This window comes from Lentzea jiangxiensis (assembly GCF_900104175.1).
Taxonomy (GTDB): domain Bacteria; phylum Actinomycetota; class Actinomycetes; order Mycobacteriales; family Pseudonocardiaceae; genus Lentzea; species Lentzea jiangxiensis.
The window spans coordinates 24,303-48,158 of the sequence record NZ_FNIX01000012.1; the positions used below are offsets into that span (position 1 = coordinate 24,303).

Below are 23,856 nucleotides of genomic sequence, written 5' to 3' on the forward strand. Positions count from 1 at the left end.
TCGCCTCTGCACCCGTTCGCCTCTGCGGGCGTCCGGCCCGCTGCCCCTAAGCTTCACCGTCATGTCCGCGCCCGCGCTCACCGACTTCGTGCTCGCCCACACCTCACCGGTGCCGGTGCCGCTGCACAGCGCGGTCGAGGCGATGGACCTGTGGGAACGCACCCGCCACGACCAGCCGCCGTTCTGGGCGTTCCCGTGGGCGGGCGGCCAGGCCCTCGCGCGGCACGTGCTCGACCACGCGGACCTGGTCCGCGGCAGGAAGGTCTTCGACCTCGCCTCCGGCTCCGGCCTGGTGGCGATCGCCGCGGCCCTGGCCGGCGCCGAGTGCGTGACGGCCAACGACATCGACCCGCTCGCGCTCGCGGCCGTGGAGCTCAACGCCGCCGCCAACGGCGTCACCGTCACCACCCTGGGCGGTGACCGGCTCGACGGCGACGCCCACGCAGCCGACGTGGTGCTGGCCGGGGACGTGTTCTACGACGCGGAGATCACCGCCCTGGTGCTGCCGTTCCTGGCCAGGGCCGCCGCACGGGGCGCGCTGGTGCTGCTGGGCGACCCGGACCGCGCGCACCTGCCGCGGGACCGGTTCGCCGCCCAGGCCCGCTACGAGGTGCCGGTGCCGCTGACGCTGGAGAGCACCGAGACCCGCAGCGCCACCGTCTGGCGCGCCTAGCCGAGCCGTTGCACCACGAACGCCGTCAGGAACCCGGCCGTCGTGCACAACCCGGTGTACAGGCGCGCGCGTTCGTAGGCCTCGGGGATCATCGTGTCCGCGATCATCGCCAGGATCGCCCCCGCCGCCACGGCCGTGATCACCGCGATGAGCTGCGGCGAGGCACCGTCGAGCAGCAGGTTGCCCAGCGCCGCGGACACCCCGCTGGCCACCGCGATCGCACCCCACACCCCGAACACGTACCCGGCGCCGCGGCCCGCGCGTTTCATGCCCGCGACGCTGGAGAGCCCTTCCGGGACGTTGGAGATGACCACCGCCGCCAGCATCGCCACCCCGACCCCGCCACCGCCGAGCAGCGACACCCCCAGCACCACCGACTCCGGCACGCCGTCGAGCAGCGCCCCGACCGCGATCGCCGACCCGCTGCCCTCCTGCTCGGACTCCGCGGGCTGGTTGCTGCTGCGCTTGCGGTGCCGGGCACCACGACGGGCAAGCACCGCGTTGGCCAGCACGTACACCACCGCACCGCCGAGGAACCCCACTGCGGTCGCGAGCAGGCCGCCGGTCTGCTCGGCCTCGTCCATCAGCTCGAACGCCGCAGCCGCCATCAGCACCCCGGCGCCGAACGCCATCACCACGGCGACCACGTCCCGCGGCACCCGGACGAACCAGGCGACGAGCGCGCCCAGCACGAGCGCACCGCCGCCCGCCAACCCCCACACACCCGCTTCGACCCACTGAGGCATGCCCCGGGATGGCCTGCCGCTCCGCGATGTACACCTGGAGATCACCACGCCCGCCGAAGGCGGATGCCCGCACGTCGTCCGGCAGCACCGCCGCCCAGGACTCCCGCGCGCCCTTCGATGTCACCGGGCCGGAAGTTCTGCGGCCCGGAAGTTTTGCGGCCAGGTCCTGTCCTAAAGTGTCGGTCCATGTTGGAAACCTCGGCGCGCCTGCTGCGCCTGCTCGCCCTGCTGCAGTCACGCCGCGACTGGCAGGGCAGCGAACTCGCCGACGAGCTGCAGGTCAGCCCCCGCACCGTGCGCCGCGACGTCGACCGGCTGCGCGAGCTCGGCTACCCCGTCAACGCCACCACCGGCTCCTTCGGCGGCTACCGGCTCGGCGCCGGCGCCGAGCTGCCGCCCCTGCTGCTCGACGACAGCGAAGCCGTCGCCGTGGCGGCCGCCCTGCGCGCCAACCCCGTGACGGGCCTGGAGGAGGTCTCCCTGCGCGCCCTGCTCAAGCTGGAGCAGGTCCTGCCCTCCCGCCTGCGCCACCGCGTCGCCGCCCTGGACCAGGTCGAGTCCGTCCCGCACGACAACCCGGGCCCCGCCCTCGACCCGCAACTGCTCTCCACCCTCGCCGCCGCCTGCCGCGACAGCGACACCCTGCGCTTCGACTACCACTCCCACGACGGCACCTCCACCCGCCGCCGCGTCGAACCCCACCGCCTCGTCAACTGGGGCCGCCGCTGGTACCTCGTCGCCTTCGACACCGACAGGCAGGACTGGCGCAGCTTCCGCGTCGACCGCGTCGACCCGCCCCGGCCCCCGCACGGCCCTCGCTTCACCCCGCGCGAGTTCGACGCCACCGGCTACGTCGCCTCCCGCGTCAGCCGGGCCGCCTGGCGCTTCCAGGCCCGCGTCCTCGTCCACGCGCCGGCCGACGCCGTCGCCGACCGCATCCACGACGCCGTCGGCACCGTCGAAGCCGTCGACGACACCACCTGCGTCCTCGACGTCGGCTCCGACTCCGTCGAGACCCTCGCCGTGTGGATCGGCCTGCTCGGCTTCGACTTCGAGGTCACCTCGCCACCCGAGTTCGTGGCACACGTTCGCTCTCTTGCGGCCCGCTACGCCCGGGCCGTACAAGACTGAGCATGGCCATCACCGGACGGGACATCGAGCACCTGCTCTACACCGACACCCCCGACCCGGTCCTGGTCGTGCACCAGGGGTCGACGCAGATCGTGGCCGCCGCCGACCTGGGCGGCCACACCGGCGCGGTCGTGGTGTGCTCGCGCACGGAGGTGCTGCGCAAGGTGGGGGAGCGCGACCTCAGCGAACAGGACCTCGCCGCGATCGCCGGGGCTCTGTCGGCGACCATTCAAGACCCAACTCAGCCGCCGCCACCTTGGCCCGCTTGAGCAGATCGGGTCGTCCTGCGTACGCATCCTCGTCGATTTCGGTGAGCAGTTCCTCCGTGGAGAGATACGCGCGCTCGGCCGGGAACCGGAAGCCGCGCTCGTGCAGCCTCAACCACGCTTCCAGCACGGAAGCGGTGTTGTAGCTCCACAGCTCCGCGAAAGCCGAGAGGATCGCGAGATCATCACCGCCGATCCCGATGCGGGCACACGCCTCGCGTTGCACCAACTCGATGTCGACGACGCCGCCGGTCAACCGCCGCAAGGCCGGTAGACACCTCGACACCGGTGTCATCATCAGTTCGACCAGAGCGGTGGCCGTGTCGATCGGGTACACGGACGTCAAGGGCCGCATCGCGTCCCGCCACGTCAGGCCGACCTCGTCCAAGGTGACGTACGGCTCCGACATCAGCAGCCATTCCGGCTCCGCCTCGACACCCGCTGCCTTGTGCAGGCTGAGGTGGAAGTGCTGCTCGCGGTCGCGGGTCAGCCACACGCACCGCACGAAACTCGCCCACTCCGCGGCGGACAGCCGCGACTTCCAGAACAGCGTCGCCCGCCGCCAGTCGTCGACGCCGAACCGCAGATCGGGCGCGTACACCTTCTCCCGCAGGGCCAATGTCAACGTGACGAGGTTGGCCGCGTACTTCGCCTCCCGGGTGGAGTCGGGCAACGGGACCGGCTCGTAGGCCGTCCGCGTCACGCGACGGTCGTCCCTCGTCTCCAGCAGCCGCACGACCAGGTCGAACATCCGGTCGTCGTCCGCGAGCTCCCGCAGGAAGTCCAGGACGGGCTTGCTGGTGGTCAGCGCCATGAACGACAGCACCGAGTACAGCTCGGTGTCGTCCACGGTGGTCTTGCGACGCGACTTGGCGGCGTCCTCGCGCAGCAGGTCGGTCAGCGTCCGCCACACGTACCGCGCCACCAGGTACTCGCCGAAGGTGGCGTGCAGGAACTCGTAGGTGGCGAGCTTCGTGTCGTCGCCCCGCACCGCCTCGGTCTTCTGCACGAAGAAGAACCGCCCCAGCGCCAGGTCACCGGAGGACAGGGGAGTGCGCGCACCCACGGACCTGTCCGCCGAGCCGACCTCGAGCAGTGCGGCGAGGTCAGCCGTCACCTGGTCCCCGGTCACCCACTGCACGCCGCGGTTGAACATCGCGAGCGCCACCACCGAGAGCCGGTCCAGCTCGAACTCGACGTCTTCGTCCAGGCCCTCCTCGGTGCGTTCGACCGGGGACTTCCCGACCTCACGCCGGGCGAACCGCTCCAGCAGCCGCTCGTAGAGCTGTCCCCGGCTGATCTGCTGGTGGTCGCGCTGCAACGCGCCGTCCACCGCGTCGTACAACGCCAGCATGAGCAGCAGCAGCGGCTGCTCGGCCAGCTCGGGGTACTCCAGCGCCACCTCGGCGGGCAGCGGCGCACCGCCCTCGTTCCACACCCGCAGCCACTGCCGCACCTGCTCGTCGGAGAACGGCAGCAGCCGCACCACGTGCGACATCGGGGGCAACGCCAGCCCCGCGCACACGCTGAGCCGGCTCGTCACCACGAACGCCGCCGGCCGTTGCTTCTCGGCGAGGTCCCGCTGGAGCTCCGCGATCGTCGTCAGGTACCGGTTCTGGCTCACCCCGGTCGCCTGCATCAGCTCGTCCAGCCCGTCGAGGACGACCACCGGAACCGACCCGCCGGTGGCACGGGAGAACGCCGCCCAGCCCACGGGTTCGTCGAGCAGCCGCGCGAGGCCGTGCTCTATCTGCTGCCGCACGTCCGAGTCGGCCGGCGCGGTGCGCAGCTCGACCCGCACCACGGGCGTCCCCGCGGCCGACAGCCGCGCCGCCAGCACCTCCGTGAGCACCGACTTGCCCGACCCGGGGTCACCCAGCACCAGCAACGGCGACCACCAGGCCTCCGCCGACGTCAGATGGCCCGCCAGGTAGGCGTAGAGATCGGTCCGCGCCGGCCGGTGGGCCCAGTACCCGGCGGTCGAGGGCACCGTCTCCCGGCCGGTGTTCACCAGCAGCTGGAACCGGGGGTCGACGTAGGCCTCACCGAGCGCCGGGATCCGCTGCCCGCCATCGGAGGGGACCAGCGGCCGTCGCAGCGCCGCCGAGTACACCGCCGCCAGCTCCGTGAGCCACACGTCGCGCACCGGCTCGGCCGTCACCTCGCGCAGCACGTCCTCCAGCCGCGCGAGCGCCGCCCTGGTGGCGCGGTGGTCCTCCATCGACGCCCAGAACGCCACCTCCGGGCAGTCCACCGCGAGCTGCCGGAACAGCTCCTGGTAGCGGCGCACCGCGCGCTCGGGCAGCACCCGGTACGACGCGAGCGTCCGCTCCTTCTCCGCCTCGGAGAGCTCGTCCCACACCGCCGACCCCGTCGAGACCCAGTCGAGGTCGTGGTTGAGCTCCTCGTAGAAGGTGCGGACCGCGACCAGGTTCGCCTCGTGGCTCCGGCCCGCGGACGGCACGGGCAACGGCTTCTCGAACGGGTGCCCGAACCGCAGAAGGGTCTCGTCTTCCGCCGAGAACGAGAACGGCAGCTCCAGCTCGCGCAGCACCTCGAAGTACGCCGTCACCACGATGACCGAGTGGGCCGCGTGCAGCCGTTGCGTGCGGTCGTAACGGTTGAGGCCACGGCGCTTCTCGGTCACCTTCGTGACGAGGTCGGAGAACAACCGGGTGAAGTCGGGCTTGGCGTCGAACAGGTCCAGCACCTGCCACAGCCCCAGCGACCCCGCCAGCAACGCGCCGCCGAGCAGCTTGTCCATCGCGGCGACCACCGGGTGGTTCTGGCCGCCGAGGATCTTCACCGCTTCGACGTAGCTGTAGGTCGTCCGCACCCGGACATGTCTACCTGATCTTGGGCGTGCTCATCCCGAGAACAGCACCAAAAGACCGATCGCGATCAGCACGACGGGCAGGGCGATGTGCCCCCACTTCGCCAGAGCGCGCGCCACCACCCGGCGCGAGGCCAGGAACCAGCCCGCGAGACACCACACACCGACCAGCGCCAGGAACACCACGACGTAGACCCACAGCGAGTCCGCCACGGCGAACACCGGGACGTACACGCCGATGTTGTCGCCTCCGTTCGCGAGTGTCACGCCGGCCATCGCGAGAACACCCAGCGCGGCGTCCGGCTCGTCCTCGTCCTCCGGCCCCCGCCACAGCGACCACGCCGCCTTGAGACCGAGCGCCAGGGGGAGGAGACCGAGCCACGGGCGCACCTGCTCCGGCAGCAGGGAAGCACCGAGCGCGCCGACGACCGCGACGGCCAGGATGCCCGTGAAGCCCAGGTACTGACCCCCCACCACCCGCCACGGCGACCGGGCCCGCGCGAAGAACAGCGCCAGCAGCACCAGGTCGTCGACGTTCGTCACCGCGAACATGCCCGCCGCCTGACCGGCCACCCCAAGATCCACGGCAGCATTCTCACCCACACCGAAACGGATTGAGAATCCATGTTGTGCTAGCGTCGCACCCGTAAGTGGATGAACTATCCGCATCGGAGGACGTCATGACACGCCGAGCAGTCGTCACCGCCGCAACCGGCGGCATCGGACTCGAAACCGCACTCGGACTCACCAGAGCCGGATTCGCCGTCACCGTCGTCGGACGCAACGCCGAACGCGGCGCACGAGCCGTCGACACCCTCAACGCACAGCAAGGGGAACCCGCCCAGTTCCTCCAAGCCGACCTCGCCTCACTCGACCAGGTCCGCGCCCTCGCCACCCGCATCACCACCGGGGGAGACCTCGACCTGCTCGTCAACAACGTCGGCGCCATGTACCCCGACCACACCCTCATCGACGGCGTCGAAGCCTCCTTCGTCGTCAACCACCTCTCGCCCTACCTCCTCACCGAACTGCTCCTGCCCACACTCACCCGCCGCATCGTCAACGTCACCTCCAGCGCCGTCATCACCGCCAAAAAGATCTTCGACCACGCCGAACCACCCGGCGGCTACTACGGCTTCCACTGGTACGGACGCGCCAAGCTCGCCAACCTCGCCCACACCCTCGACCTCGCCCGACGACTCCACGGAACCGGAGTGGACGTGCTCGCCGCCGACCCCGGGGGAGCGGCCACCGACATGACCGGCGGAACGATGCACGACCCCAAGATCGTCTCACCGGCCCTGCGCCTGCTGTGGCCGCTCGTACGACGCACCTTCGACCGCGCCACCTCCGGCTCCGCCGCCACCGCGGCGCTCCCGTCGCTCGAAGCCGCCACCGGAACACACCCCAACGGCACCGTCATCGGCCGCCACGGAAAACCCGTCACACCCGCCAGAACCGCCACCGACCCCCGCGTGCAGCAAGCGGTGCGCCGACTCAGCGAAACCCACGCCCCACTCGGACACGTTCCGGATGGCGTATCCAATTAGGCTGGCGAACATGACGCCCCAGCGAAAGGACGCCGCCCGCAACTGGGAGCACATCCTCACCGTCGCCAGAGAACTCGTCGACGAAGGAACCCCGCTGCAGCTCAACGACGTCGCCCGCCGCGCAGGCCTCGGCGTCGGCACCGTCTACCGCCACTTCCCGACCACCGAAGCGCTCCTCGAAACCGTCGCCGCACCCCGCCTCGAAGCACTCGCGGACTGCGGCGAAAAAGCCCTCGACCACGACGACCCGTGGACCGCCCTCGCCGACTACCTCACCGAACTCGTCAAAGGCCAGGTCACCGACCCCGCCCTCGCCAAGGTCTCCGCCGCGGACGACGACGTCCTGCCCCGCACCACCGAACTCAAGACCCGCATCCTCACCGCCGGCGCCCAGCTCCTCGCCCGCGCCCGCGAGGCCGGAGCCCTCCGCCCCGGCCTCGACGACGCCGACCTCGTCCCACTCATGTGCGGCATCTCCTACGCCACCTACATCCACAGCGACAGCCCAGCCGACCGCCTCCCCACCGCACGCCGCTACCTCGACACCCTGCTCCGCGGCCTACGCGCCTGACCGCGGGGGACCGGCAGCCACGAACGCCCGCAACTCCTCAAGCCCCCGCGCCCCACCATCGGTCAACATCCACGTCACACCCGCCGCCTCGTACCCCGCCACGTCCACCGGCAACTCAGCACCACCCCACAGCACCACATCCCCCTCCACCGGCCCACCCGACGCCACGAAATCCGCCTTCAACCGAGCAGCATCAGCAGGGGAGAGCACCACCAACCCCTCCGCACCGAACGTCGCCGGCACCACCCCCGCCGCATGCCCCGCCGCCCGGAACGGCACCGACCGCGGCCACACCCCACCAACCCACACCGGCACCTCCACCGGAGCGAACCGCACACCACTCACCCGGAACACCTCACCCCGGTGCTCCACCACCTCACCCGACAACAAACCCCGCAGCAGCTCCACCCCCTCCGACATCGCCTCCGCCCGCGACACCCGCTCGCCGAACGGGGAGAAGTCCTGCGGCACCCCCGCACCGACCCCCAGCACCAGCCGCCCACCGGACAACCGCTGCAACGTCGACGCCTCCAACGCCACCTTCCACGGCCGACGCCGCCCCAACGACGTCACCAACGGCCCCAGCACCACCCGCGACGTCCGCGCCGCCACCGCACCCAGCGTCACCCAGACATCCGCCACCACCGGCTCGTCCGGCACCACCACGTGGTCCCACAGGAAGAAGCCGTCCCACCCGGCCTCCTCCGCCGCCACCCCCAGCGACACCAGCACCGAAGGATCACCCAGCGACTCACCGAACGAAGGAACATAGATCGCGTATCGCATGCCCCGAGTCTCCCAACCACCCCCGACAAGATCATCAAAAACACTCTGACCAGCACAAACGACCTAACGACCCTCGCCAGTCGCCCCGTCGAGCCGCTCCCGCAGGATGTCCGCGTGACCCGCGTGCCGCGCCGTCTCCGTCGTCACGTGCACCAACACGTTGAACAACATCACGTCAGGACGCGGCCACCACGGCACATGACCGGGGGAGTCCACCGCCAAAGCCCCGATCGTCGCGTCCGAATGCGCCCACACCCGCCGATAGCGCGCCACGACCTCCTCACGCGACTCCTGATCCGTCGCCCGCATGTCCTGACCACGCGCCGACAGGTCGTCCCACCGCGGCATCGGCTCCGGGAACGGCCGGCCGAACACCTCACCGAAGTACCGCGACTCCGACAACGCCAGGTGCTTCACCAACCCCAGCAGGTTCGTCCCGGACGCGGTCAACGGCCGCCGCACGTCCGCCTCGTCGAGCCCCTCGAGCTTCCACACCAGCACCTCGCGCAACTCACGCAGATCGCTGTGCAGGTATGCCTTCGCGAAGTCGTCGATCATGAACGAGCAGCCTGCCACTCCGGCCGCACGAGTCCCTAACGCCACGGTGACGAAAGGCGGTGGAGACGTCGCCGAGAGAGCGGCAGGCGTCCGGAGCCGACGTCCCAGCCGTCCTGGGCAAGCCGGCGGTGCGGCCGGGACGAGCGGCCGACGCGAAACGCCCGCAGAAGCCGTCTGGGCGAACCGGCACGGTGCCGTCGAGTGCCGTCGAGTGCTGTCAGGACCGGAGGCGTCGCAAGAGGCCGCCAGGCAGCCGCGGAGGTGGGCCCGATCCCGGTTACTTGACATAATGTAGATTATCGGCGAAACGGCGACCTGCGAAGATCGTGCGGAAGAGGCTGGCGACGCCCGTGTTGGCGCGTCTGCAAGACACAGCCGACGGGCAGGCCCGCTGCACTTGCAGACGCCACACAACATCAGATCCACGGCGATGTCGGAGCGCGGTCGACACCGACGTGTCGTCAGTGAGACGTACGCGGAGTGGCGTCATTACGCTCGCGATCCCCGACAAGTGGCGCCACCCGGTCCAGCGCCACCCGGTCAGCGCCGTCCGGCCCGCCTGGCCAATTCCGGCCAAACGGACATTTGATGCATAATCGCCATTATCCAGCACAGTGCACCCTGGTGAACCTGCTCGCGCCGGCCGTTCCGCGTGAACGCCGCGACGAAGCGCCGTCAGAGCCCCTGCGGCGCTCTCCCGCTCACTCGAGCGGGATCGTCCGACACCGGGGTGAGAACATCGTCACCGCAGCTCAGGCCGCTGCTCGCCGATCACCGCTCCCCTCCCCTCGTGCGGGATTGTCGGTGCCGTGCGGTACAAGATCCATATGCACGTGCTCGCCGCCCAGGACGCCTTCTTCCTCGCCCGCCGGACCCGCAAGGACTCGCCGCACACCACGGCCGCCTACCAGCGGGATCTCGCCGGTGTGAACGCGCTCCTGGCCGAGACCCTCTCCTGCCCCGTCGAGGACCTGACCACCGCGCACCTCAGCGGGTCGCACCTGCGGCAGGCCTTCGGGTCGTTCGCGGACACGCACGCCAAGAGCTCGGTGCTGCGGGCGTGGTCGACGTGGAACCAGTTCCTGACGTTCTGCGTGGCCGAGGACCTGATCGCCGGCAACCCGATGGGGGCGGTCGCCCGGCCGAAGACGCCGCCGCTGGTGCCGAAGCCGCTGCGGGGTGAGGACACGCCCGAGCAGTTGCTGACGGCCGCGGCGGAGGGGGCGCGGAAGGGGCGTGACCCGTGGCCGGAGCGGGACGTGCTGGTGATCGCGCTGGGGTTGGTGGCGGGGTTGCGCAGTGCGGAGATGCGGACGTTGACGCTGGCTTCGATCGTGGGGCGGGAGGGTGACCGGCGGTTGCACGTGAAGGGCAAGGGCAACCGGGACCGGTCGGTGCCGATCGAGCCGCCGATGGAGCGGATCGTGGAGGCGTACCTGAAGAGCTGCAAGCGGCGGTTTCCGCAGGGGCGGTTCGACCGGGACAGCGCGTTGTTGCGGGATCGGCACGGTGAGCCGATCGGGCGGGGTGGGCTGGAGTACCTGGTGAAGTCGTGTTTTCGGTGGGCGGGGTTGCACGACCGGGTGCCGACGGGGGCGAACCTGCACGCGTTGCGGCACACGTTCGCGACGAGGCTGGCCGAGGACGGGGCGAGTGCGAGCGAGATCATGGCGTTGCTGGGGCATGCGAGTCTGGCGACGAGTCAGAACTACATCGAGGCGACGGCGCGGGAGCGTCGGGCGGCGGTGGCGAGCAACAGGACGTATCGGGCTCTGAAGGACATGTAGCTCGAGGGTCGTCCGGTGGGGTGCGGGACCGTGGGTGCGGTTGGTCGGGTCGGGGTCGCCCGGTTGCCGGGCAGGTGGGCCGAGTGGGTGACCTGGTGGTGCGGAAACCGCATTTCAGGGGTACCCAATGAGAATGAGATCCGTGTGGCGTGGGGCCATCTCCTTCGGCTTGGTGACGATCGCCGTGCGCCTTTACACGGCTGTCGAGGAGCACGACTTCCGGTTCAACCAGGTGCACCGGGAGGACGGCGGGCGCATCAAGTACAAGCGCGTTTGTTCGGTGTGCGGTGAAGAGGTCGAGTATTCGGACATCACCAAGGGCTACGAGCTGGACGACGGCCGGATGGTGATCATGGAGAACGAGGACTTCGAGAAGTTGCCGGTGAAGACCGACAAGTCGATCGACGTCCTGGAGTTCGTGCCGGTGGAGGAGATCGATCCGATCTACTTCCAGAAGACCTATTACCTGGAGCCGGACAAGGCGGCGGCGCGTCCGTACGTGTTGCTCAGGGATGCGTTGGTGAAGACGGGTCAGCTGGCGGTCGTGAAGATCACGATCCGGCAGAAGGAGACGCTGGCGACGATCCGGGCGCGCGATGACGTGTTGGTGATGCACACGATGTTGTGGCCGGACGAGATCCGCAGGGCGGAGTTCGACTTCCTGGATTCGGACGTGGAGGTGCGGCCGCAGGAGTTGAAGATGGCGACGTCGTTGGTGGAGTCGATGGCGGGTGACTTCGATCCGGAGACGTTCACCGATGACTACCGGGATGCTCTGGAGAAGGTGATCGCGGCGAAGGCGGAGGGTGCGGAGTTGCCCGAGCAGCCGGAGGCCGAGGACAAGGGTGATGTCATCGATTTGATGACGGCTCTGGAGCGCAGTGTGGAGAAGGCGAAGGCGGGGCGGAAGGGCGCGAAGAAGGCTGCTCCGAAGAAGAAGGCTTCGTCGGCGTAGATGGCCGGGCTCGACGAGTACCGGCGCAAGCGGGATCCGGGGCGGACTCCGGAGCCCGTGCCTGATGTTGCGGATGTGGTGCCGAGGGGCGGCAATGACACGTTCGTGATCCAGGAGCACCACGCGAGCAGTCTGCATTGGGATGTGCGGCTGGAGCGTGACGGGGTGTTGGTGTCGTGGGCGGTGCCGAAGGGGTTGCCGCCGACGACTGATGTGGTGCGGCTGGCTGTGCACACCGAGGATCACCCGTTGGAGTACGCCGAGTTCTCGGGTGAGATTCCGAGGGGTGAGTACGGCGGCGGTGAGATGTTCATCTGGGATCGCGGCCGGTACGAGACGGTGAAGTGGTCGGACCGCGAGGTCGATGTGGTGTTGCGCGGTCAGCGGGCCGTGGGTCAGTTCGTGTTCTTCCGGTCGGGTGGGGACGACAGGAACTGGATGGTGAAGCGGCGGCATGCCGCGGTGCGGCCGGACTGGCAGGTGTTGCCGGAGCAGGTCAAGCCGATGCTGGCGGTGCCGGGGCCTCTTCCGTCCGACGATGACGACCAGTGGGCGTATGAGTTCAAGTGGGACGGGGTGCGGGCGGTCCTGCGGGTGGAGGGTGGCCGGGTGCAGGCGTGGTCGCGGTTGGGCAACGAGATCACGGTGGCGTATCCGGAGTTGCAGGGTGTGGGTGAGCAGCTGGGGTCGACGGAGGCGTTGCTGGACGGGGAGATCGTGGCGTTGCGGGACGGGCGGCCGAGTTTCAGCGCGTTGCAGAACCGGATGCACGTGAGCAAGTCGGATGCGGCTCGGCGGGCGGCGCGGCAGTACCCGGTGACGTTGTTGTTGTTCGACCTGTTGCACCTGGATGGCACGTCGCTTCTGGGTTTGCCGTTTCGTCGGCGTCGTGAGTTGTTGCGGGGGTTGGAGCTGCGGGGGCCGCATTGGCTGACTCCCCCGTCGTACGACGAGGACGGGGCGTCGGTGCTGGCGGCGAGCCGGGAGCAGGGGCTCGAGGGGGTGGTGGCGAAGCGGCTGGATTCGGTGTACCAGCCGGGGGCGCGGTCGCCGGTGTGGCGCAAGATCACGGACCTGATGGCGCAGGAGGTGGTGATCGGCGGCTGGCGGATGGGTGAGGGCAAGCGGGCTGGGGTGATCGGCGCGTTGTTGCTGGGTATTCCGCAGGACGGCGGGTTGGCGTTCGCGGGTTCGGTGGGTACCGGGTTCAACGACGCGGAGCTGGCGGTGCTGACGCCGCGGTTGGAGGCGTTGGCGCGGCGGTCGTCGCCGTTCGTGACGGAGATGCCGAGGGAGAGGTCGAGGGGCGCCAGGTGGGTGGAGCCGGAGCTGGTGGCGGAGGTGGTGTTCCGGCAGTGGACACCGGACGGGCGGATGCGGTTCCCGGCGTGGCGGGGGTTGCGGCCGGACAAGTCTCCCGGGGAGGTGCGGCGGGATGAGCGGTGAGGTGTCGAAAGAGGTCGTGGTGCGGGTGGAGGACCGGGTGGTGAAGCTGACGAACCTGGACAAGGTGCTGTATCCGGGGTTCGGGTTCACCAAGGGTGAGGTGATCGACTACTACACGCGGATCGCGCCGGTGCTGTTGCCTCATTTGAAGGATCGTCCGGTGACGTTGAAGCGGTATCCGAACGGTGTGGACGGGAAGTGGTTCTTCGAGAAGAACGCGCCGGAGCACCGTCCGGAGTGGGTGCGGACGGTGCGGCTGGAGTCGCCGGGTAGTGCGAAGGGCAACGAGACGGTCAACTACGTGATGGTGGACGAGTTGGCGACGTTGGTGTGGCTGGCGAACTTGGCGGCGTTGGAGTTGCACGTGCCGCAGTGGACGGTGGGGCCGCGTGGGGGCAAGCGGGATCCGGATCTGCTGGTGTTCGACCTGGATCCGGGTGCGCCGGCGACGGTCGTGGAGTGTGCGCGGGTGGCGGAGCGGATTCGGGTGGTGCTCGACGACGACGGGGTGGACTCGTGGGTGAAGACGTCGGGGAACAAGGGGATGCAGGTGTACGCGTACGCGCCGGCGAAGGACACGTCGGAGTACGCGAGGGCGGTGGCGGTGCGGTTGTCGAGGGAGATGCCGGAGTCGGTGGTGTCGACGATGGCGAAGGCGCAGCGTCCGGGGAGGGTGTTGATCGACTGGTCGCAGAACAACCCGGCGAAGACGACGGTGGCGCCGTATTCGTTGCGGGCTCGTGAGCGGCCGGCGGTGTCGACGCCGGTGACGTGGGACGAGGTCGAGGAGTGCGAGGTCGTGGAGGATTTGTTGTTCACGGCGGATGAGGTTTTGGAGCGGGTCGGGGTTGCCGGGGACCTGTTCGGGAGTTGACGTCGAGGGCGGGTCACTGCGGGGGCGTTGGGCTGAAGCGGCGGCGGTAGTCCGACGGGGTGAGGCCGGTTTCGCGGCGCAGGACGGCGCGGAGGTTGGCGGTGGTGCCGAGGCCGGTGCGGCGGGCGACGACGTCGAGGCGCCTCTCCCCCAGTTCGATCAGGCGGCGGGCCAGTGTGACGCGTTCGCCGGTGAGCCACGCGAGGGGTGTGGTGCCCAGTTGTGCCTGGAAGCGGCGGTGCAGGGTGGCGGGGCTGACGGCGGCGCGGGCGGCCAGTGCGGTGACGGTGAGCGGGGTGTCGAGGTGGTGCTGGGCCCAGGCGAGGACGGGGGCGAGGGACTCGTCGGGCAGGTCGGGGACGGGGCGTTCGACGAACTGGCGCTGGCCTCCGTCGCGGTGGGCGGCGAAGACGAGGCGGCGGCTGACGGAGTGGGCGGTTTGGGCGCCGTGGTCGCGGCGCACGAGGTGCAGGCCGAGGTCGAGGGCGGCGGCGCTGCCGGCGGAGGTGAGGATGTCGCCGTCGTCGACGAAGAGGACGTCGGGTTCGAGGTGCACGTGCGGGAAGCGGGTGCGGAACTCGCCGGTCCACTGCCAGTGGGCGGTGGCGCGGCGGCCGTCGAGGACGCCTGCTTCGGCGAGGATGAAGGCGCCGCTGCAGAAGCCGACGAGGCGGGCTCGGCGGGCGTGGGCGCGGCGGATGGTGTCGAGGACGTCGGGGCGGCGGGGTGTGGCGATGTCGGGGCGGTTGGGGACGATGAGGGTGTCGGCGGTGTCGGCGATGGCGAGGTCGGCGACGCCGGTGAGGGTGAAGAAGCCGTCGCGCATGAGCGTGTGCGGGTCGGGTGAGCAGAGGCGGAAGTCGTAGAGCCGGCCGCCGAGTTCGGGGCGGTGCAGGCCGAAGATCTCGGTGGCGCAGCCGAGTTCGAACGGGTTGGAGTTCTCGTCGACGATCACCACGACGCGGTGCGAGGATTCTTGCGGCATGTGCGATTCCTAGCACTCACGGTCGTGTGGTGGCATGCGCGAGGCTCGTTTGCATGAATCCCATCGCTTTGGATGACGCCTTTGCTTCGTTCGACGTCCTGTGGAGTCCTCGGATCGTCGCGCGTGTCAACGACTACGACGTGCGGATCGCGAAGGTCGAGGGTGAGCACGTGTGGCACGTGCACGACCACACCGACGAGTTCTTCCTGGTGTTGCGCGGCGAGTTGCAGATCGTGCTGCGCGAGGAGTCCGGGGAGCGCACGGTCGTGCTGCCGCGGGGCGCGGTGTTCACCGTGCCCCGCGGGACCTACCACAAGCCGGTCTCCCCCGGTGGTGCGTCGATCCTGATGTTCGAGCCGTCGGGGACGTTGACGGTCGGTGACCGCCACGACGAGGTTCCCGGCCACGTGGAGGCGACGACGGGGCACGTGTTGTGACGCCGGGCAGGCCAGGCGGCAGGGTTGGCAGGACGATCTCCTGGACGGGCCGGTGTGCGGACGCGGACGGCGTTCTGGACCAGCTGGCCCTTGGATCCGGCAGCTGGGTCCGGCAGCGGTCTCGTTGAGGTGCACGGTCGCTACGCCGGGGATGCGTCGACCGTCGCGGCAACGCGCCTTGCTGGCGTTGCCGGTGCGGGCACAGCGCAACCGGGTAACCGAGCATGCCGTGCGCGCGGAACTCGCCTCCTTGGGCGTGCCCTGAGCCGCCGCCACCACAGCCACGGCGGCAGCCGGTGGTGCGTGACGAACGTCCACAGGTCGTCCTCGGCGACGTCGTGGGGATGGTGGCGCAGCACCTGCAGGCATTCCCGCGACACCACGCCGTGCAGCCGCGCGACGTGTGCCAGCGCCGTCGCGCCCTGTGCGCGCACCTCGAGGCGGTTGTGGTCCAGCGCCCGCGCCACGCGGGGCAGCACGGTCCACGGGTCGGGGTGCGACAGGGCCAGGCCGATCACCGCCACCCCGGCCAGGTCCTCGTCGCGGTCGAGCGCCGCGTCGACGTCCTCGGGGCGCGCGGTGCCCATCACCGCGGCGTGGTCGTGCCAGTTCACGCCTTCACCCCGCTGTGCGCGGTCCAGCAGGAACCGCCGGCGTCCGTCGGAGCGTTCACCGGTGCCCGCCCAGTCCGCGGCCAGGTAACGCCACACGGCGGTGGTGTCGGCGCGGGTGGTCGCGGCGAGCACCCGGCACAGCGCCAGCGCGTGCGCGGCATCGGTGGCCCCGGCGAGCTCCCCCAGCACTCCGGGCGGGCGGCCCAGGTCGTGCCACGCCAGCGCCGCCAGTGCCGCCGCCGTGGCGGCGTCCACCCAGCCGTCCGCGCCGCCCCGGCCGATCTCGGCGGGCGTGAGCGAGGCCCGGTACCGGGCGTGTCCGGCCGGGATCACCCGGTGGCCGGCGGCCCGAGCACCGGCACCGCGGCCAGCAGGGCGCGGGTGTAGTCGTGGGCGGGGGTGAGGAGGACTTCTTCGGCTGGGCCTTGTTCCACGATGTTCCCCTGGTGCATCACCGCGACCCGGTCGGCGATCTGCCACGCCAGCCCTAGGTCGTGCGTGATGAGCAATGATGCAAGGCCCAGTTCGCGGCGCAACCGCAGCAGCAGCGCCACGACCTCCCCGCGCACGGAGGCGTCCAGCGACGCGACGGGCTCGTCGGCCACCAGCAGACGCGGTCGCAGCACCAGCGCCCCGGCGATCACCACCCGCTGCTGCTGGCCCCCGGACAGCTCGTGCGGCAGCGACCGCAGGTACAGGCTCGCCGGGCGCAGCTCGGCCCGTTCCACAGCGGCCGTGACCAGCGCTTCCTCGTCCTCGCGCAGCCCGTGCACCCGCAGGCCCTCCGCGACCGCCTCGAACACCGTGTGCCGCGGGTTGAGCGCGCTGGAAGGGTCTTGCAGCACCAGCTGGACCTGGCGCCGGAACGCCTTGAGCGCCCTGCCTCCGCGCGGCACCTCCGCCCCGTCGAAGATCACCCGACCGGAGGACGGCCGGCGCAGTCCCATGATGGTTCGGGCGAGTGTCGTCTTGCCGGAGCCGGACTGCCCGACCAGCGCCACGACCTCCCCGTGCCCGACGGTCAGGTCCACCCCGTCGACCGCGCGCGTGCGGCCGTAGTCGACCACGAGGTCCCGCACCCGCAGCAGCGGCTCCGGTGCCGGCCGGGGTTCGGCCCAGCGGTGCCTCCGGTCGCCGATGACCGGGAACGCGGCCGTCAGCGCCGCGGTGTGCGGGTGGCGCGGGTTCGCGACCACCTCTCGCGTGCGGCCGCGTTCCACCAGCCGGCCGTGCTGCATCACCGCGAGGTCCTCGCACGTCTGCGCGAGCACCGACAGGTCGTGGCTGATCATCAGCAGTGCCAGGTCCCGCTCGGCCACCAGCCTCGTCATCAGCGCCAGCACCTGCGCCTGCACGACGACGTCCAGCGCGGTGGTCGGTTCGTCGGCGATCACCAGCCGCGGCCCGCACGCCAGCGCCATCGCGATCATCACGCGCTGCTTCTGCCCGCCCGACAGCTCGTGCGGGTACGCCCGTGCCTTGTGACGTGGCAGCTCCACCTGCTCGAGCAGTTCGGCCACGCTGCCGGGCGTGCCGTGCAGGCGCATCGGTTCGGCGATCTGCTCGCCCACGCGCCGCACCGGGTTGAGCGCGTGCATCGCCCCCTGGAACACCACCGACGCCGATGCCCACCGCACCGCCCGCAGCCGGCCCCACGACATCGTCCGCACGTCCTCGCCGTCGAGCAGCACCTGCCCGTCGACCCGTGCCGTCCTGGGCAGCAGCCGCAGCACCGACATCGCCACCGTCGACTTGCCCGACCCCGACTCACCCGCCAGCCCGAGCGTCCGCCCCGGCGCCAGCGCCAGGTCCACGTCGTCGACGACGCGTTTCTGTCCGTAGTGGACAGTGAGGTTCCTCAGCTCCAGCACCGGCTTCACCTCTTCGGCGTCACGACGGCTTCGAGCGCGCGCCCCACGAGCGTGAACGCCAGCACCACGGCCACGATCGCCAGCCCCGGCGGCAGCAGGAACCACCACGCCCCCTGCGGCACCGCCCCGTGCAGCTGCGCCTGGTGCAGCATCGCGCCCCACGAGATCCGCGCCGGGTCACCCAGCCCCAGAAACGCCAGCGTCGACTCCGCCACGATCGCCGACGCCACCGCCAGCGTCGCGTTGACCAGCACCAGCGGCACCACCGACGGCAGCACGTGCCGCGCGATCACGTGCGCGTGACCGCCGCCCAGCGCCCGTGCGCGTTCCACGAACGGACGGGCCTCGATCGTCAGCGTCTGCGCCCGCACCATCCGCGCCGTCGACGGCCAGCTGGTCAGGCCGATCGCGAGGATGATCGTGCCCAGGCCGCGCGGCAGCACCGTCGACAACGCGATCGCCAGCACCAGCGCGGGCAGCACCAGGAAGAAGTCCGTCACCCGCAGCAACACCCCCGCCGGCAGGCCGCCGAAGTGACCGCTCACGACTCCCACGGCCGTGCCGATGCCCACCGCCAGCACCGCCGCCGTCAGCCCCACGAACAACGACGTCCCCGCCCCCTGGGCCAGCAGCAGCGCCACCGACCGGCCGGTGTGGTCGGTGCCCAGCCAGTGCCGCGCGTCCGGCGCCTGCCACGCCGCCGCCGTCACCCGCGTGACGTCCAGCGACCCCGGGTCGATCAGCAGCGGCGCGACGACGGCGACGACCGCCGCCACGGCCAGCACCGCCGCGCCCGCCACCCCCGTGCGGTGCGTGAGGAACTTGCTGCTCATACGACCTTCACCCGTGGATCCAGAACCCCGTGCAACACGTCGGCCAGCAGGTTCATCACCACGACCGCGCCCGCCGTCACGACCAGCAACCCCTGCAGCAGGAAGTAGTCCGGGCCCGTCAGCGCGTCGTAGAACAACAACCCCAGGCCCGGCCACGAGAACACCGTCTCCGTCGTGATCGCCCCCGACACCACCAGCCCGAACCGCAGGAACACCAGCGTGATCGCCGGCAGCACCGCGTTCGGCACGGCGTGGCGCCGCCGCACCAGGTCGTCGCGCAGCCCCTTGGCCCGCGCCGTCGTCAGGTAGGGGGCGTGCAGCTCCTCCAACAACGACGACCGCATCACCAGCGCGTACTCCGCGCACACCACCGCCACCAGCGTGATCGACGGCAGCACCAGGTGGTGGCCGACGTCGAGCGCCTGCGAGAGGAAGTCCGGCGCCGTGTCGGTGTCGCGCATGCCCCGCGACGGGAAGAAGTCCCCCGTCACCATCATCAGCAGCATGCCCAGCCAGAACGTCGGCACCGCCCACAGCGTCAGCGACACCCCCGTGGTGACCCGGTCGAACGCCGAGCCGCGCCGCCACGCCGCCAGCACCCCGAGCCACAACCCCAGCGCCACCGCGATCACCGTCGACGTGCCCACCAGCAGCAGCGTCGGCCCCAGCCGCTCGAGGACCACCTCGGCCACCGGGCGGCGGAACGTGAACGAGGTGCCCAGGTCGCCGCGCAGCAGCGAGGTGAAGTAGCGGAAGAACTGCTCGTGCAGCGGCAGGTCCAGGCCGAACTGCGCCCGCAGCGCGGCCTGCGTCTCCGGTGTGGTCGGCCTGCCGCGCGTCATCGACACCACGGGGTCGCCGGGCACCACCCGGAACAGGAAGAACCCCAGCACCGCCACCATCAGCAGGCTGAGCGCGGCCCCACCGGCCCGACCGAGCAGGCGCACCTACTCGCGCTCCTCGGCCGTGGCCCTGCGCCGCCGCGTCACCAGCACCACCGCCAGCGCCAGCACCACGGCCACCGCGCCGCCGATCGCGAGCCCGATCCACCGCGAGCCCTGCGCCTGTGCGACGTGCTCGGCCGGTTCGGCGCCGTAGTAGCCCCACACGCCGTTCTGCGCCATGATCACGCCGCCCTGCGCGGGCTGGGTCGTGAACCGCGTGAAGCGGTCGGACCGGTAGCCCTCCAGCGCGTTGTCGTAGGCCAGCACCACCGCGGGCACCTGGTCGTGGAACCGCGCCTGCATCTGCTTGACGATCTCCACGCGCTTGTCCTCGTCGAACTCCGAGAGCTGCCGGGCGTAGAGCCGGTCGTAGGTCTCGTCGCAGAAGTAGGTGTCGGTGGTGCCGCCCTTGCCGTCCGCGCCCGGCCGCTGCGCACAGGTGTGCAGGCCGAGGATGAAGTCGGGGTCGATGTTGGCCGACCAGCCCGAGAACGCCAGGTCGTAGGTCGCGGCGGTGGTGATCTCGTTGAGCTGGTTGTCCGACACCAGCCGCACGTCCAGCGCGATGCCCACGTCGCTCATCGACCGCTTGAGGTACTCGCTGGCCTGCTCGTCGTAGGCGCGCCCGGCCCGGCCGATCAGCCGCAGCGCGAACCGGGTGCCGTCGGCGCCGCGCGGGAACCCGGCCGCGTCCAGCGCCGCGCCGGCCGCGGCCGGGTCGAACGGGCGCTGCGCGGAGGTGTCCGGGCGCCAGTGCCACTTGCCGAACACCGGCGGCACCAGCCCGGCGCCCTTCTCCGCGTAGCCCAGGTTCACCCGCTGCACCAGCGCGTCGAGATCGATCGCCTGCGCGAGCGCCCGGCGGACCCGCACGTCGCGCAGCGCGGGGTGCCCGTCGCCGATCGGCACGCCGGTGCGGGTCTGCGCGCCGGGGTTGATCACCAGTTCGGTGAAGCGGCGGCCCTGCGCCTTGTTGCGCGTGACGCCCGGCTTGCCCTGCAGCGAGTCGAACTGCGCCGGCGCCATCCGGTTGACCAGGTCGACCTCGCCCTTGGCCAGCGCCTGCACTGCCGCGTCGGAGTTCTGGAAGTACACGAAGTGCAGCTCGTCGACCTTGGGCGCGCCCCGCCAGTAGGTCTTGTTGGCGTGGAGCTTGATGAACTGCCCCGCCACGTGCTCGGTGAGCACGAACGGCCCCGACCCGACCACCGGCATCGTGTCGTTGGCGTGGTCCTTGACGCTGCCGACCTTCTCCCACACGTGCCTGGGCACGATCGGCACGTCCAGCGCCAGCATCGTCACCTGCGGCGTCTTCGTCCGGATCACCACCGTGCGGTCGTCGGGCGCGGTGACGGACGCGAAGTTGGCGACGAAGCTGCCGTTGGCGGTGCGGGCCACCTCGTCGGTGAGCATCAGGTTGTAGGTGAACGCGACGTCGTGCGCCGTGATGGGCACCCCGTCGGACCACTTCTTGCCGTCGGGGACGGTGAAGGTCCAGGTGAGCTTGTCCGGCGAGGACTCCCACCGGTGCGCCAGGCCCTCGGTGACCGCCTGGTCCGCCGCGGTGTAGGCGGTGAGGGGGTCGTACATCAACCGGCCGACCTCGGTGCTCGACTGGAACACCGCGAGGAACGGGTTCAACGAGTCGATCTGCTGCACGATCGCGACCTTGAGGACCACCGGTGGCCGCGCCGGCGCGGGCGGCGCCGACACCACCAGAAATGTTGCTGCTGCAAGCAATGCACCCAACTTCACCCGCACGAAATCCCCTCTTCCCCGGCAGTGCGCCGCTAACTTACCGAGATGTGCGAATCATGATCTCGGCGGACATGGAAGGCGCCACCGGAGTCACCTGGACCGGGGACGTCGTGCCCGGCACCGAGCAGTGGCAACGGTTCCGGCGCCTGTTCACGGGCGACGTCAACGCCTGCGTCACGGGCCTCGTCGCGGCCGGAGCGGACCAGGTGCTCGTCAACGAGGCCCACTCCTCGCAGCGCAACCTGCTGCTCGAGGACCTCCACCCCTCGGCGCGGCTGCTCACCGGACGGCACAAACCGCTGTCGATGATGCAGGGCGTCGACTCCGATGTGGACGGTGTGGTGTTCCTCGGCTACCACACCGGCGCGGGCTCGCCGGGCGTGCTCGCGCACACCTACCTGGAGAACTCGATCACCGGCGTGTGGCTCGACGGCGTCCTGGCCTCCGAAGGCCGCCTCAACGCCGCCCTCGCCGCCGAGCACGGCGTCCCGGTGCTGCTCGTGACCGGTGACGACCTCACGTGCGCCGACGCCGCCTCCTACGCGCCGTCCGCTCTCGGGGTGGCGGTCAAGCAGTGCGTGTCGCGGTACGCGGCCGTGTGCCTTCCCCCTGCCGTGTCGTCTTCACAGATCACACAGGCGGCCTCGGCGGCGATGGCGTCGGCCGGGCGGGTCGACGCGGTGGTGGCGCCGCACCGCATCGAGGTCGAGTTCGACGCCACCCACCTGGCGGAGGCGGCGGCGATCGTGCCGACCGTGGAGCTGACCGGGGTGCGGCGGGTCGGGTTCGACGCGGCGTCGATGACCGAGGCGATGAAGGCGTTCAAGGTGGTCACGCACATCGCGGGCGCGGCCGTGGAGGACCTCTACGGCTGAGCGTCCGCGGGGCGGTGCCGATTCCAGGCGACCGCGCCGGTTACGGTGGCCACCATGACGCTGGACGTGGCGCAGTTGTGCGCGCAGCTCATCCGGTTCGACACGACCAACCGCGGCGGCGGCGAGGCCGCCGGGGAACGCGAGGCCGCCGAGCACGTGGCCGCGGTCCTGCACGACAGCGGCGTGCCGCCCACGCTGCTCGAACCGGCGCCGCGCCGCACCAACGTGCTGGCCCGCGTCCCGGGCACCGACCCGTCGCTGCCCGCGGTGCTCGTGCAGGCGCACCTCGACGTCGTGCCCGCCGACCCCGCCGAGTGGAGCTTCGACCCGTTCGCCGGCGAGATCCGCGACGGGTTCGTCCACGGCCGCGGCGCCGTGGACATGAAGGACATGGCCGCGATGACGCTCGCGGTGATCCACCGCTGGCACGCCGAGGGGCGCCGGCCGCGCCGCGACGTGGTGCTGGCGTTCGTCGCCGACGAGGAGGACCAGGGCGCCTACGGGGCGCACTGGCTCGTCGAGCACCACGCCGCCCACTTCGCCGGCGTGCAGGCGGCCATCAGCGAGTCCGGGGCGTTCTCCTACGACGTCGACGGCGTGCGGCTGTACCCGATCGGCACGGCCGAGCGCGGCACCTCGCACATGAAGCTCACCGCCACCGGACGCGCCGGGCACGGCTCGCGCCGCAACGACTCCAACGCCGTCACCGCACTGGTCACCGCGCTGGCCCGCATCGCCGCGCACGAACACCCCGTGCGCCTGACCCCGACGGCCGAGGCGTTCCTCGTCGGCGCCGGCAAAGCGCTGGGCGTCGAGGTCGACCTCGACGACGTCGACGGCACCATCGCCCGCCTCGGCCCGGCCGCGAAACTCGTCGAGAACACCGTGCGCTGCTCGACCACGCCGACCATGCTGCAGGCCGGCTACAAGGTCAACGTCATCCCCGGCAGCGCCACCGCCCACCTCGACGTGCGCACCCTGCCCGGCACCGTCGACGAGCTCGTCGCCACCATCGACGCGCTGCTGCCCGACGGCGTCACCCGCGAGTTCCTCGAGCACCAGCCGCCGGTCGAGGCCCCCGTCGACACGCCCTGGTTCACCGCCATGGCCGAGGCCCTGCGCGACGAGGACCCCGGCGCCACCGTCGTGCCGTACTGCCTGGGCGGCGGCACCGACGCCAAGGCGTTCAGCAAGCTCGGCATCCACTGCTACGGCTTCTCGCCGCTGCAGCTGCCCGCCGGCTACGACTACCGCGCCATGGCCCACGGCGTCGACGAACGCGTCCCCGTCGCCGGCCTGGAGTTCGGCACACGGGTGCTGGACCGCTTCCTGTCGAGCTGACCGCGCCGGGCGCGGTCACCGA

General features: G+C 70.9%; 23 protein-coding genes. 12 read left to right on the plus strand and 11 right to left on the minus strand.

Annotated features, from left to right (window positions below):
• Positions 1-61: 61 nt before the first annotated feature.
• The gene (locus tag BLQ91_RS26395; protein WP_090100868.1) at positions 62-673 is read left to right on the plus strand and encodes a class I SAM-dependent methyltransferase; all 612 of its coding nucleotides are present in this window, start codon (positions 62-64) and stop codon (positions 671-673) included.
• Here BLQ91_RS26395 and BLQ91_RS26400 read toward each other — a convergent pair.
• Positions 670-1,419 (minus strand): ZIP family metal transporter, encoded by a 750-nt coding sequence (locus tag BLQ91_RS26400; RefSeq protein ID WP_090100869.1) that lies wholly within the window; start codon positions 1,417-1,419, stop codon positions 670-672. The two genes, BLQ91_RS26395 and BLQ91_RS26400, sit on opposite strands and share 4 nt — an antisense overlap.
• A 186-nt stretch (positions 1,420-1,605) precedes the next feature.
• On the opposite strand from BLQ91_RS26400, the gene BLQ91_RS26405 reads away from it, so the two are divergent.
• Together BLQ91_RS26405 and BLQ91_RS40510 are read left to right on the plus strand one after the other, a co-directional pair.
• Positions 1,606-2,550 (plus strand): helix-turn-helix transcriptional regulator, encoded by a 945-nt coding sequence (locus tag BLQ91_RS26405; RefSeq protein WP_090100870.1) that lies wholly within the window; start codon positions 1,606-1,608, stop codon positions 2,548-2,550.
• A gap of 2 nt (positions 2,551-2,552) precedes the next feature.
• Positions 2,553-2,819 (plus strand): hypothetical protein, encoded by a 267-nt coding sequence (locus BLQ91_RS40510; RefSeq protein WP_143022824.1) that lies wholly within the window; start codon positions 2,553-2,555, stop codon positions 2,817-2,819.
• Here BLQ91_RS40510 and BLQ91_RS26410 read toward each other — a convergent pair.
• Together BLQ91_RS26410 and BLQ91_RS26415 are read right to left on the minus strand one after the other, a co-directional pair.
• The gene (locus tag BLQ91_RS26410; RefSeq protein ID WP_090100871.1) at positions 2,731-5,652 is read right to left on the minus strand and encodes an NACHT domain-containing protein; all 2,922 of its coding nucleotides are present in this window, start codon (positions 5,650-5,652) and stop codon (positions 2,731-2,733) included. The genes BLQ91_RS40510 and BLQ91_RS26410 overlap by 89 nt on opposite strands.
• Positions 5,653-5,682: 30 nt before the next feature.
• On the minus strand, positions 5,683-6,234 hold the full coding sequence (locus BLQ91_RS26415) for a cadmium resistance transporter (RefSeq protein ID WP_245733821.1): 552 nt from the start codon (positions 6,232-6,234) through the stop codon (positions 5,683-5,685).
• 95 nt (positions 6,235-6,329) lie between these two features.
• On the opposite strand from BLQ91_RS26415, the gene BLQ91_RS26420 reads away from it, so the two are divergent.
• Together BLQ91_RS26420 and BLQ91_RS26425 are read left to right on the plus strand one after the other, a co-directional pair.
• The gene (locus tag BLQ91_RS26420) at positions 6,330-7,199 is read left to right on the plus strand and encodes an SDR family NAD(P)-dependent oxidoreductase (protein ID WP_090100873.1); all 870 of its coding nucleotides are present in this window, start codon (positions 6,330-6,332) and stop codon (positions 7,197-7,199) included.
• 10 nt (positions 7,200-7,209) lie between these two features.
• Positions 7,210-7,770 (plus strand): TetR/AcrR family transcriptional regulator, encoded by a 561-nt coding sequence (locus BLQ91_RS26425; protein WP_090100874.1) that lies wholly within the window; start codon positions 7,210-7,212, stop codon positions 7,768-7,770.
• On the opposite strand, the gene BLQ91_RS26430 is transcribed toward BLQ91_RS26425, so the two are convergent.
• Positions 7,759-8,556 carry an LLM class flavin-dependent oxidoreductase gene (locus tag BLQ91_RS26430; RefSeq protein WP_090100875.1) on the minus strand — a complete coding sequence of 266 codons (798 nt, stop codon included), beginning with the start codon at positions 8,554-8,556 and terminating at the stop codon, positions 7,759-7,761. The two genes, BLQ91_RS26425 and BLQ91_RS26430, sit on opposite strands and share 12 nt — an antisense overlap.
• Before the next feature lie 63 nt (positions 8,557-8,619).
• Complete coding sequence (locus tag BLQ91_RS26435) at positions 8,620-9,114, minus strand: DinB family protein (RefSeq protein ID WP_090101153.1); 495 nt, start codon at positions 9,112-9,114, stop codon at positions 8,620-8,622.
• An 809-nt stretch (positions 9,115-9,923) separates the two neighbouring features.
• Between BLQ91_RS26435 and BLQ91_RS26440 the strand changes: the two genes are divergently transcribed.
• From BLQ91_RS26440 to ligD (BLQ91_RS26455), 4 genes are all read left to right on the plus strand, one after another.
• Positions 9,924-10,901: a tyrosine-type recombinase/integrase gene (locus tag BLQ91_RS26440; protein ID WP_090100876.1), complete on the plus strand. Its 978-nt coding sequence runs from the start codon at positions 9,924-9,926 to the stop codon at positions 10,899-10,901.
• A 133-nt stretch (positions 10,902-11,034) separates the two neighbouring features.
• Positions 11,035-11,856, plus strand: coding sequence for a non-homologous end joining protein Ku (gene ku, locus BLQ91_RS26445; RefSeq protein ID WP_090101155.1), 822 nt, complete (start codon positions 11,035-11,037; stop codon positions 11,854-11,856).
• Positions 11,857-13,302 (plus strand): non-homologous end-joining DNA ligase, encoded by a 1,446-nt coding sequence (gene ligD / locus BLQ91_RS26450; RefSeq protein WP_090100877.1) that lies wholly within the window; start codon positions 11,857-11,859, stop codon positions 13,300-13,302. It abuts the gene before it with no gap.
• A complete protein-coding gene (ligD, locus tag BLQ91_RS26455; RefSeq protein ID WP_090100880.1) occupies positions 13,292-14,176 on the plus strand; it encodes a non-homologous end-joining DNA ligase in 885 nt (294 codons plus the stop codon). Before ligD (BLQ91_RS26450) ends, ligD (BLQ91_RS26455) begins: the two co-directional genes overlap by 11 nt.
• Before the next feature lie 13 nt (positions 14,177-14,189).
• Here the strand turns inward: ligD (BLQ91_RS26455) and BLQ91_RS26460 are convergent, their stop codons facing one another.
• Positions 14,190-15,161: a GlxA family transcriptional regulator gene (locus tag BLQ91_RS26460; protein WP_090100882.1), complete on the minus strand. Its 972-nt coding sequence runs from the start codon at positions 15,159-15,161 to the stop codon at positions 14,190-14,192.
• Positions 15,162-15,214: 53 nt separating this feature from the next.
• On the opposite strand from BLQ91_RS26460, the gene BLQ91_RS26465 reads away from it, so the two are divergent.
• Positions 15,215-15,598: a cupin domain-containing protein gene (locus tag BLQ91_RS26465; protein WP_090100884.1), complete on the plus strand. Its 384-nt coding sequence runs from the start codon at positions 15,215-15,217 to the stop codon at positions 15,596-15,598.
• A 140-nt stretch (positions 15,599-15,738) separates the two neighbouring features.
• Here the strand turns inward: BLQ91_RS26465 and BLQ91_RS26470 are convergent, their stop codons facing one another.
• Genes BLQ91_RS26470 through BLQ91_RS26490 form a run of 5 tightly spaced genes read right to left on the minus strand, consistent with a single transcriptional unit; the run spans position 15,739 to position 21,573 of the window.
• Complete coding sequence (locus BLQ91_RS26470; RefSeq protein ID WP_090100886.1) at positions 15,739-16,545, minus strand: hypothetical protein; 807 nt, start codon at positions 16,543-16,545, stop codon at positions 15,739-15,741.
• Positions 16,542-18,092 (minus strand): nickel ABC transporter ATP-binding protein NikE, encoded by a 1,551-nt coding sequence (gene nikE / locus BLQ91_RS26475; protein ID WP_090100888.1) that lies wholly within the window; start codon positions 18,090-18,092, stop codon positions 16,542-16,544. Before nikE ends, BLQ91_RS26470 begins: the two co-directional genes overlap by 4 nt.
• Positions 18,089-18,916: an ABC transporter permease gene (locus BLQ91_RS26480; protein ID WP_090100890.1), complete on the minus strand. Its 828-nt coding sequence runs from the start codon at positions 18,914-18,916 to the stop codon at positions 18,089-18,091. The genes nikE and BLQ91_RS26480 overlap by 4 nt, the downstream gene beginning before the upstream one ends.
• Entirely contained in the window at positions 18,913-19,863 is a 951-nt protein-coding gene (locus BLQ91_RS26485) for an ABC transporter permease (protein WP_425412540.1), read from the minus strand. Before BLQ91_RS26485 ends, BLQ91_RS26480 begins: the two co-directional genes overlap by 4 nt.
• Positions 19,864-21,573 carry an ABC transporter substrate-binding protein gene (locus BLQ91_RS26490; RefSeq protein ID WP_245733822.1) on the minus strand — a complete coding sequence of 570 codons (1,710 nt, stop codon included), beginning with the start codon at positions 21,571-21,573 and terminating at the stop codon, positions 19,864-19,866.
• Between the two features lie 92 nt (positions 21,574-21,665).
• Between BLQ91_RS26490 and BLQ91_RS26495 the strand changes: the two genes are divergently transcribed.
• Both BLQ91_RS26495 and BLQ91_RS26500 read left to right on the plus strand, forming a co-directional pair.
• The gene (locus BLQ91_RS26495; RefSeq protein ID WP_090100893.1) at positions 21,666-22,493 is read left to right on the plus strand and encodes a M55 family metallopeptidase; all 828 of its coding nucleotides are present in this window, start codon (positions 21,666-21,668) and stop codon (positions 22,491-22,493) included.
• Between the two features lie 54 nt (positions 22,494-22,547).
• Positions 22,548-23,834: a M20/M25/M40 family metallo-hydrolase gene (locus BLQ91_RS26500; RefSeq protein WP_090101159.1), complete on the plus strand. Its 1,287-nt coding sequence runs from the start codon at positions 22,548-22,550 to the stop codon at positions 23,832-23,834.
• The last annotated feature ends 22 nt before the right edge of the window (positions 23,835-23,856 follow it).

Coding starts and splice junctions, on each gene's coding strand:
- BLQ91_RS26395 (WP_090100868.1), top strand. CDS start 62: ATGTCCGCGCCCGCGCTCACCGACTTCGTGCTCGCCCACACCTCACCG.
- BLQ91_RS26400 (WP_090100869.1), bottom strand. CDS start 1,419: ATGCCTCAGTGGGTCGAAGCGGGTGTGTGGGGGTTGGCGGGCGGCGGT.
- BLQ91_RS26405 (WP_090100870.1), top strand. CDS start 1,606: ATGTTGGAAACCTCGGCGCGCCTGCTGCGCCTGCTCGCCCTGCTGCAG.
- BLQ91_RS40510 (WP_143022824.1), top strand. CDS start 2,553: ATGGCCATCACCGGACGGGACATCGAGCACCTGCTCTACACCGACACC.
- BLQ91_RS26420 (WP_090100873.1), top strand. CDS start 6,330: ATGACACGCCGAGCAGTCGTCACCGCCGCAACCGGCGGCATCGGACTC.
- BLQ91_RS26425 (WP_090100874.1), top strand. CDS start 7,210: ATGACGCCCCAGCGAAAGGACGCCGCCCGCAACTGGGAGCACATCCTC.
- BLQ91_RS26430 (WP_090100875.1), bottom strand. CDS start 8,556: ATGCGATACGCGATCTATGTTCCTTCGTTCGGTGAGTCGCTGGGTGAT.
- BLQ91_RS26435 (WP_090101153.1), bottom strand. CDS start 9,114: ATGATCGACGACTTCGCGAAGGCATACCTGCACAGCGATCTGCGTGAG.
- ku (WP_090101155.1), top strand. CDS start 11,035: ATGAGATCCGTGTGGCGTGGGGCCATCTCCTTCGGCTTGGTGACGATC.
- ligD (WP_090100877.1), top strand. CDS start 11,857: ATGGCCGGGCTCGACGAGTACCGGCGCAAGCGGGATCCGGGGCGGACT.
- ligD (WP_090100880.1), top strand. CDS start 13,292: ATGAGCGGTGAGGTGTCGAAAGAGGTCGTGGTGCGGGTGGAGGACCGG.
- BLQ91_RS26460 (WP_090100882.1), bottom strand. CDS start 15,161: ATGCCGCAAGAATCCTCGCACCGCGTCGTGGTGATCGTCGACGAGAAC.
- BLQ91_RS26465 (WP_090100884.1), top strand. CDS start 15,215: ATGAATCCCATCGCTTTGGATGACGCCTTTGCTTCGTTCGACGTCCTG.
- BLQ91_RS26480 (WP_090100890.1), bottom strand. CDS start 18,916: ATGAGCAGCAAGTTCCTCACGCACCGCACGGGGGTGGCGGGCGCGGCG.
- BLQ91_RS26500 (WP_090101159.1), top strand. CDS start 22,548: ATGACGCTGGACGTGGCGCAGTTGTGCGCGCAGCTCATCCGGTTCGAC.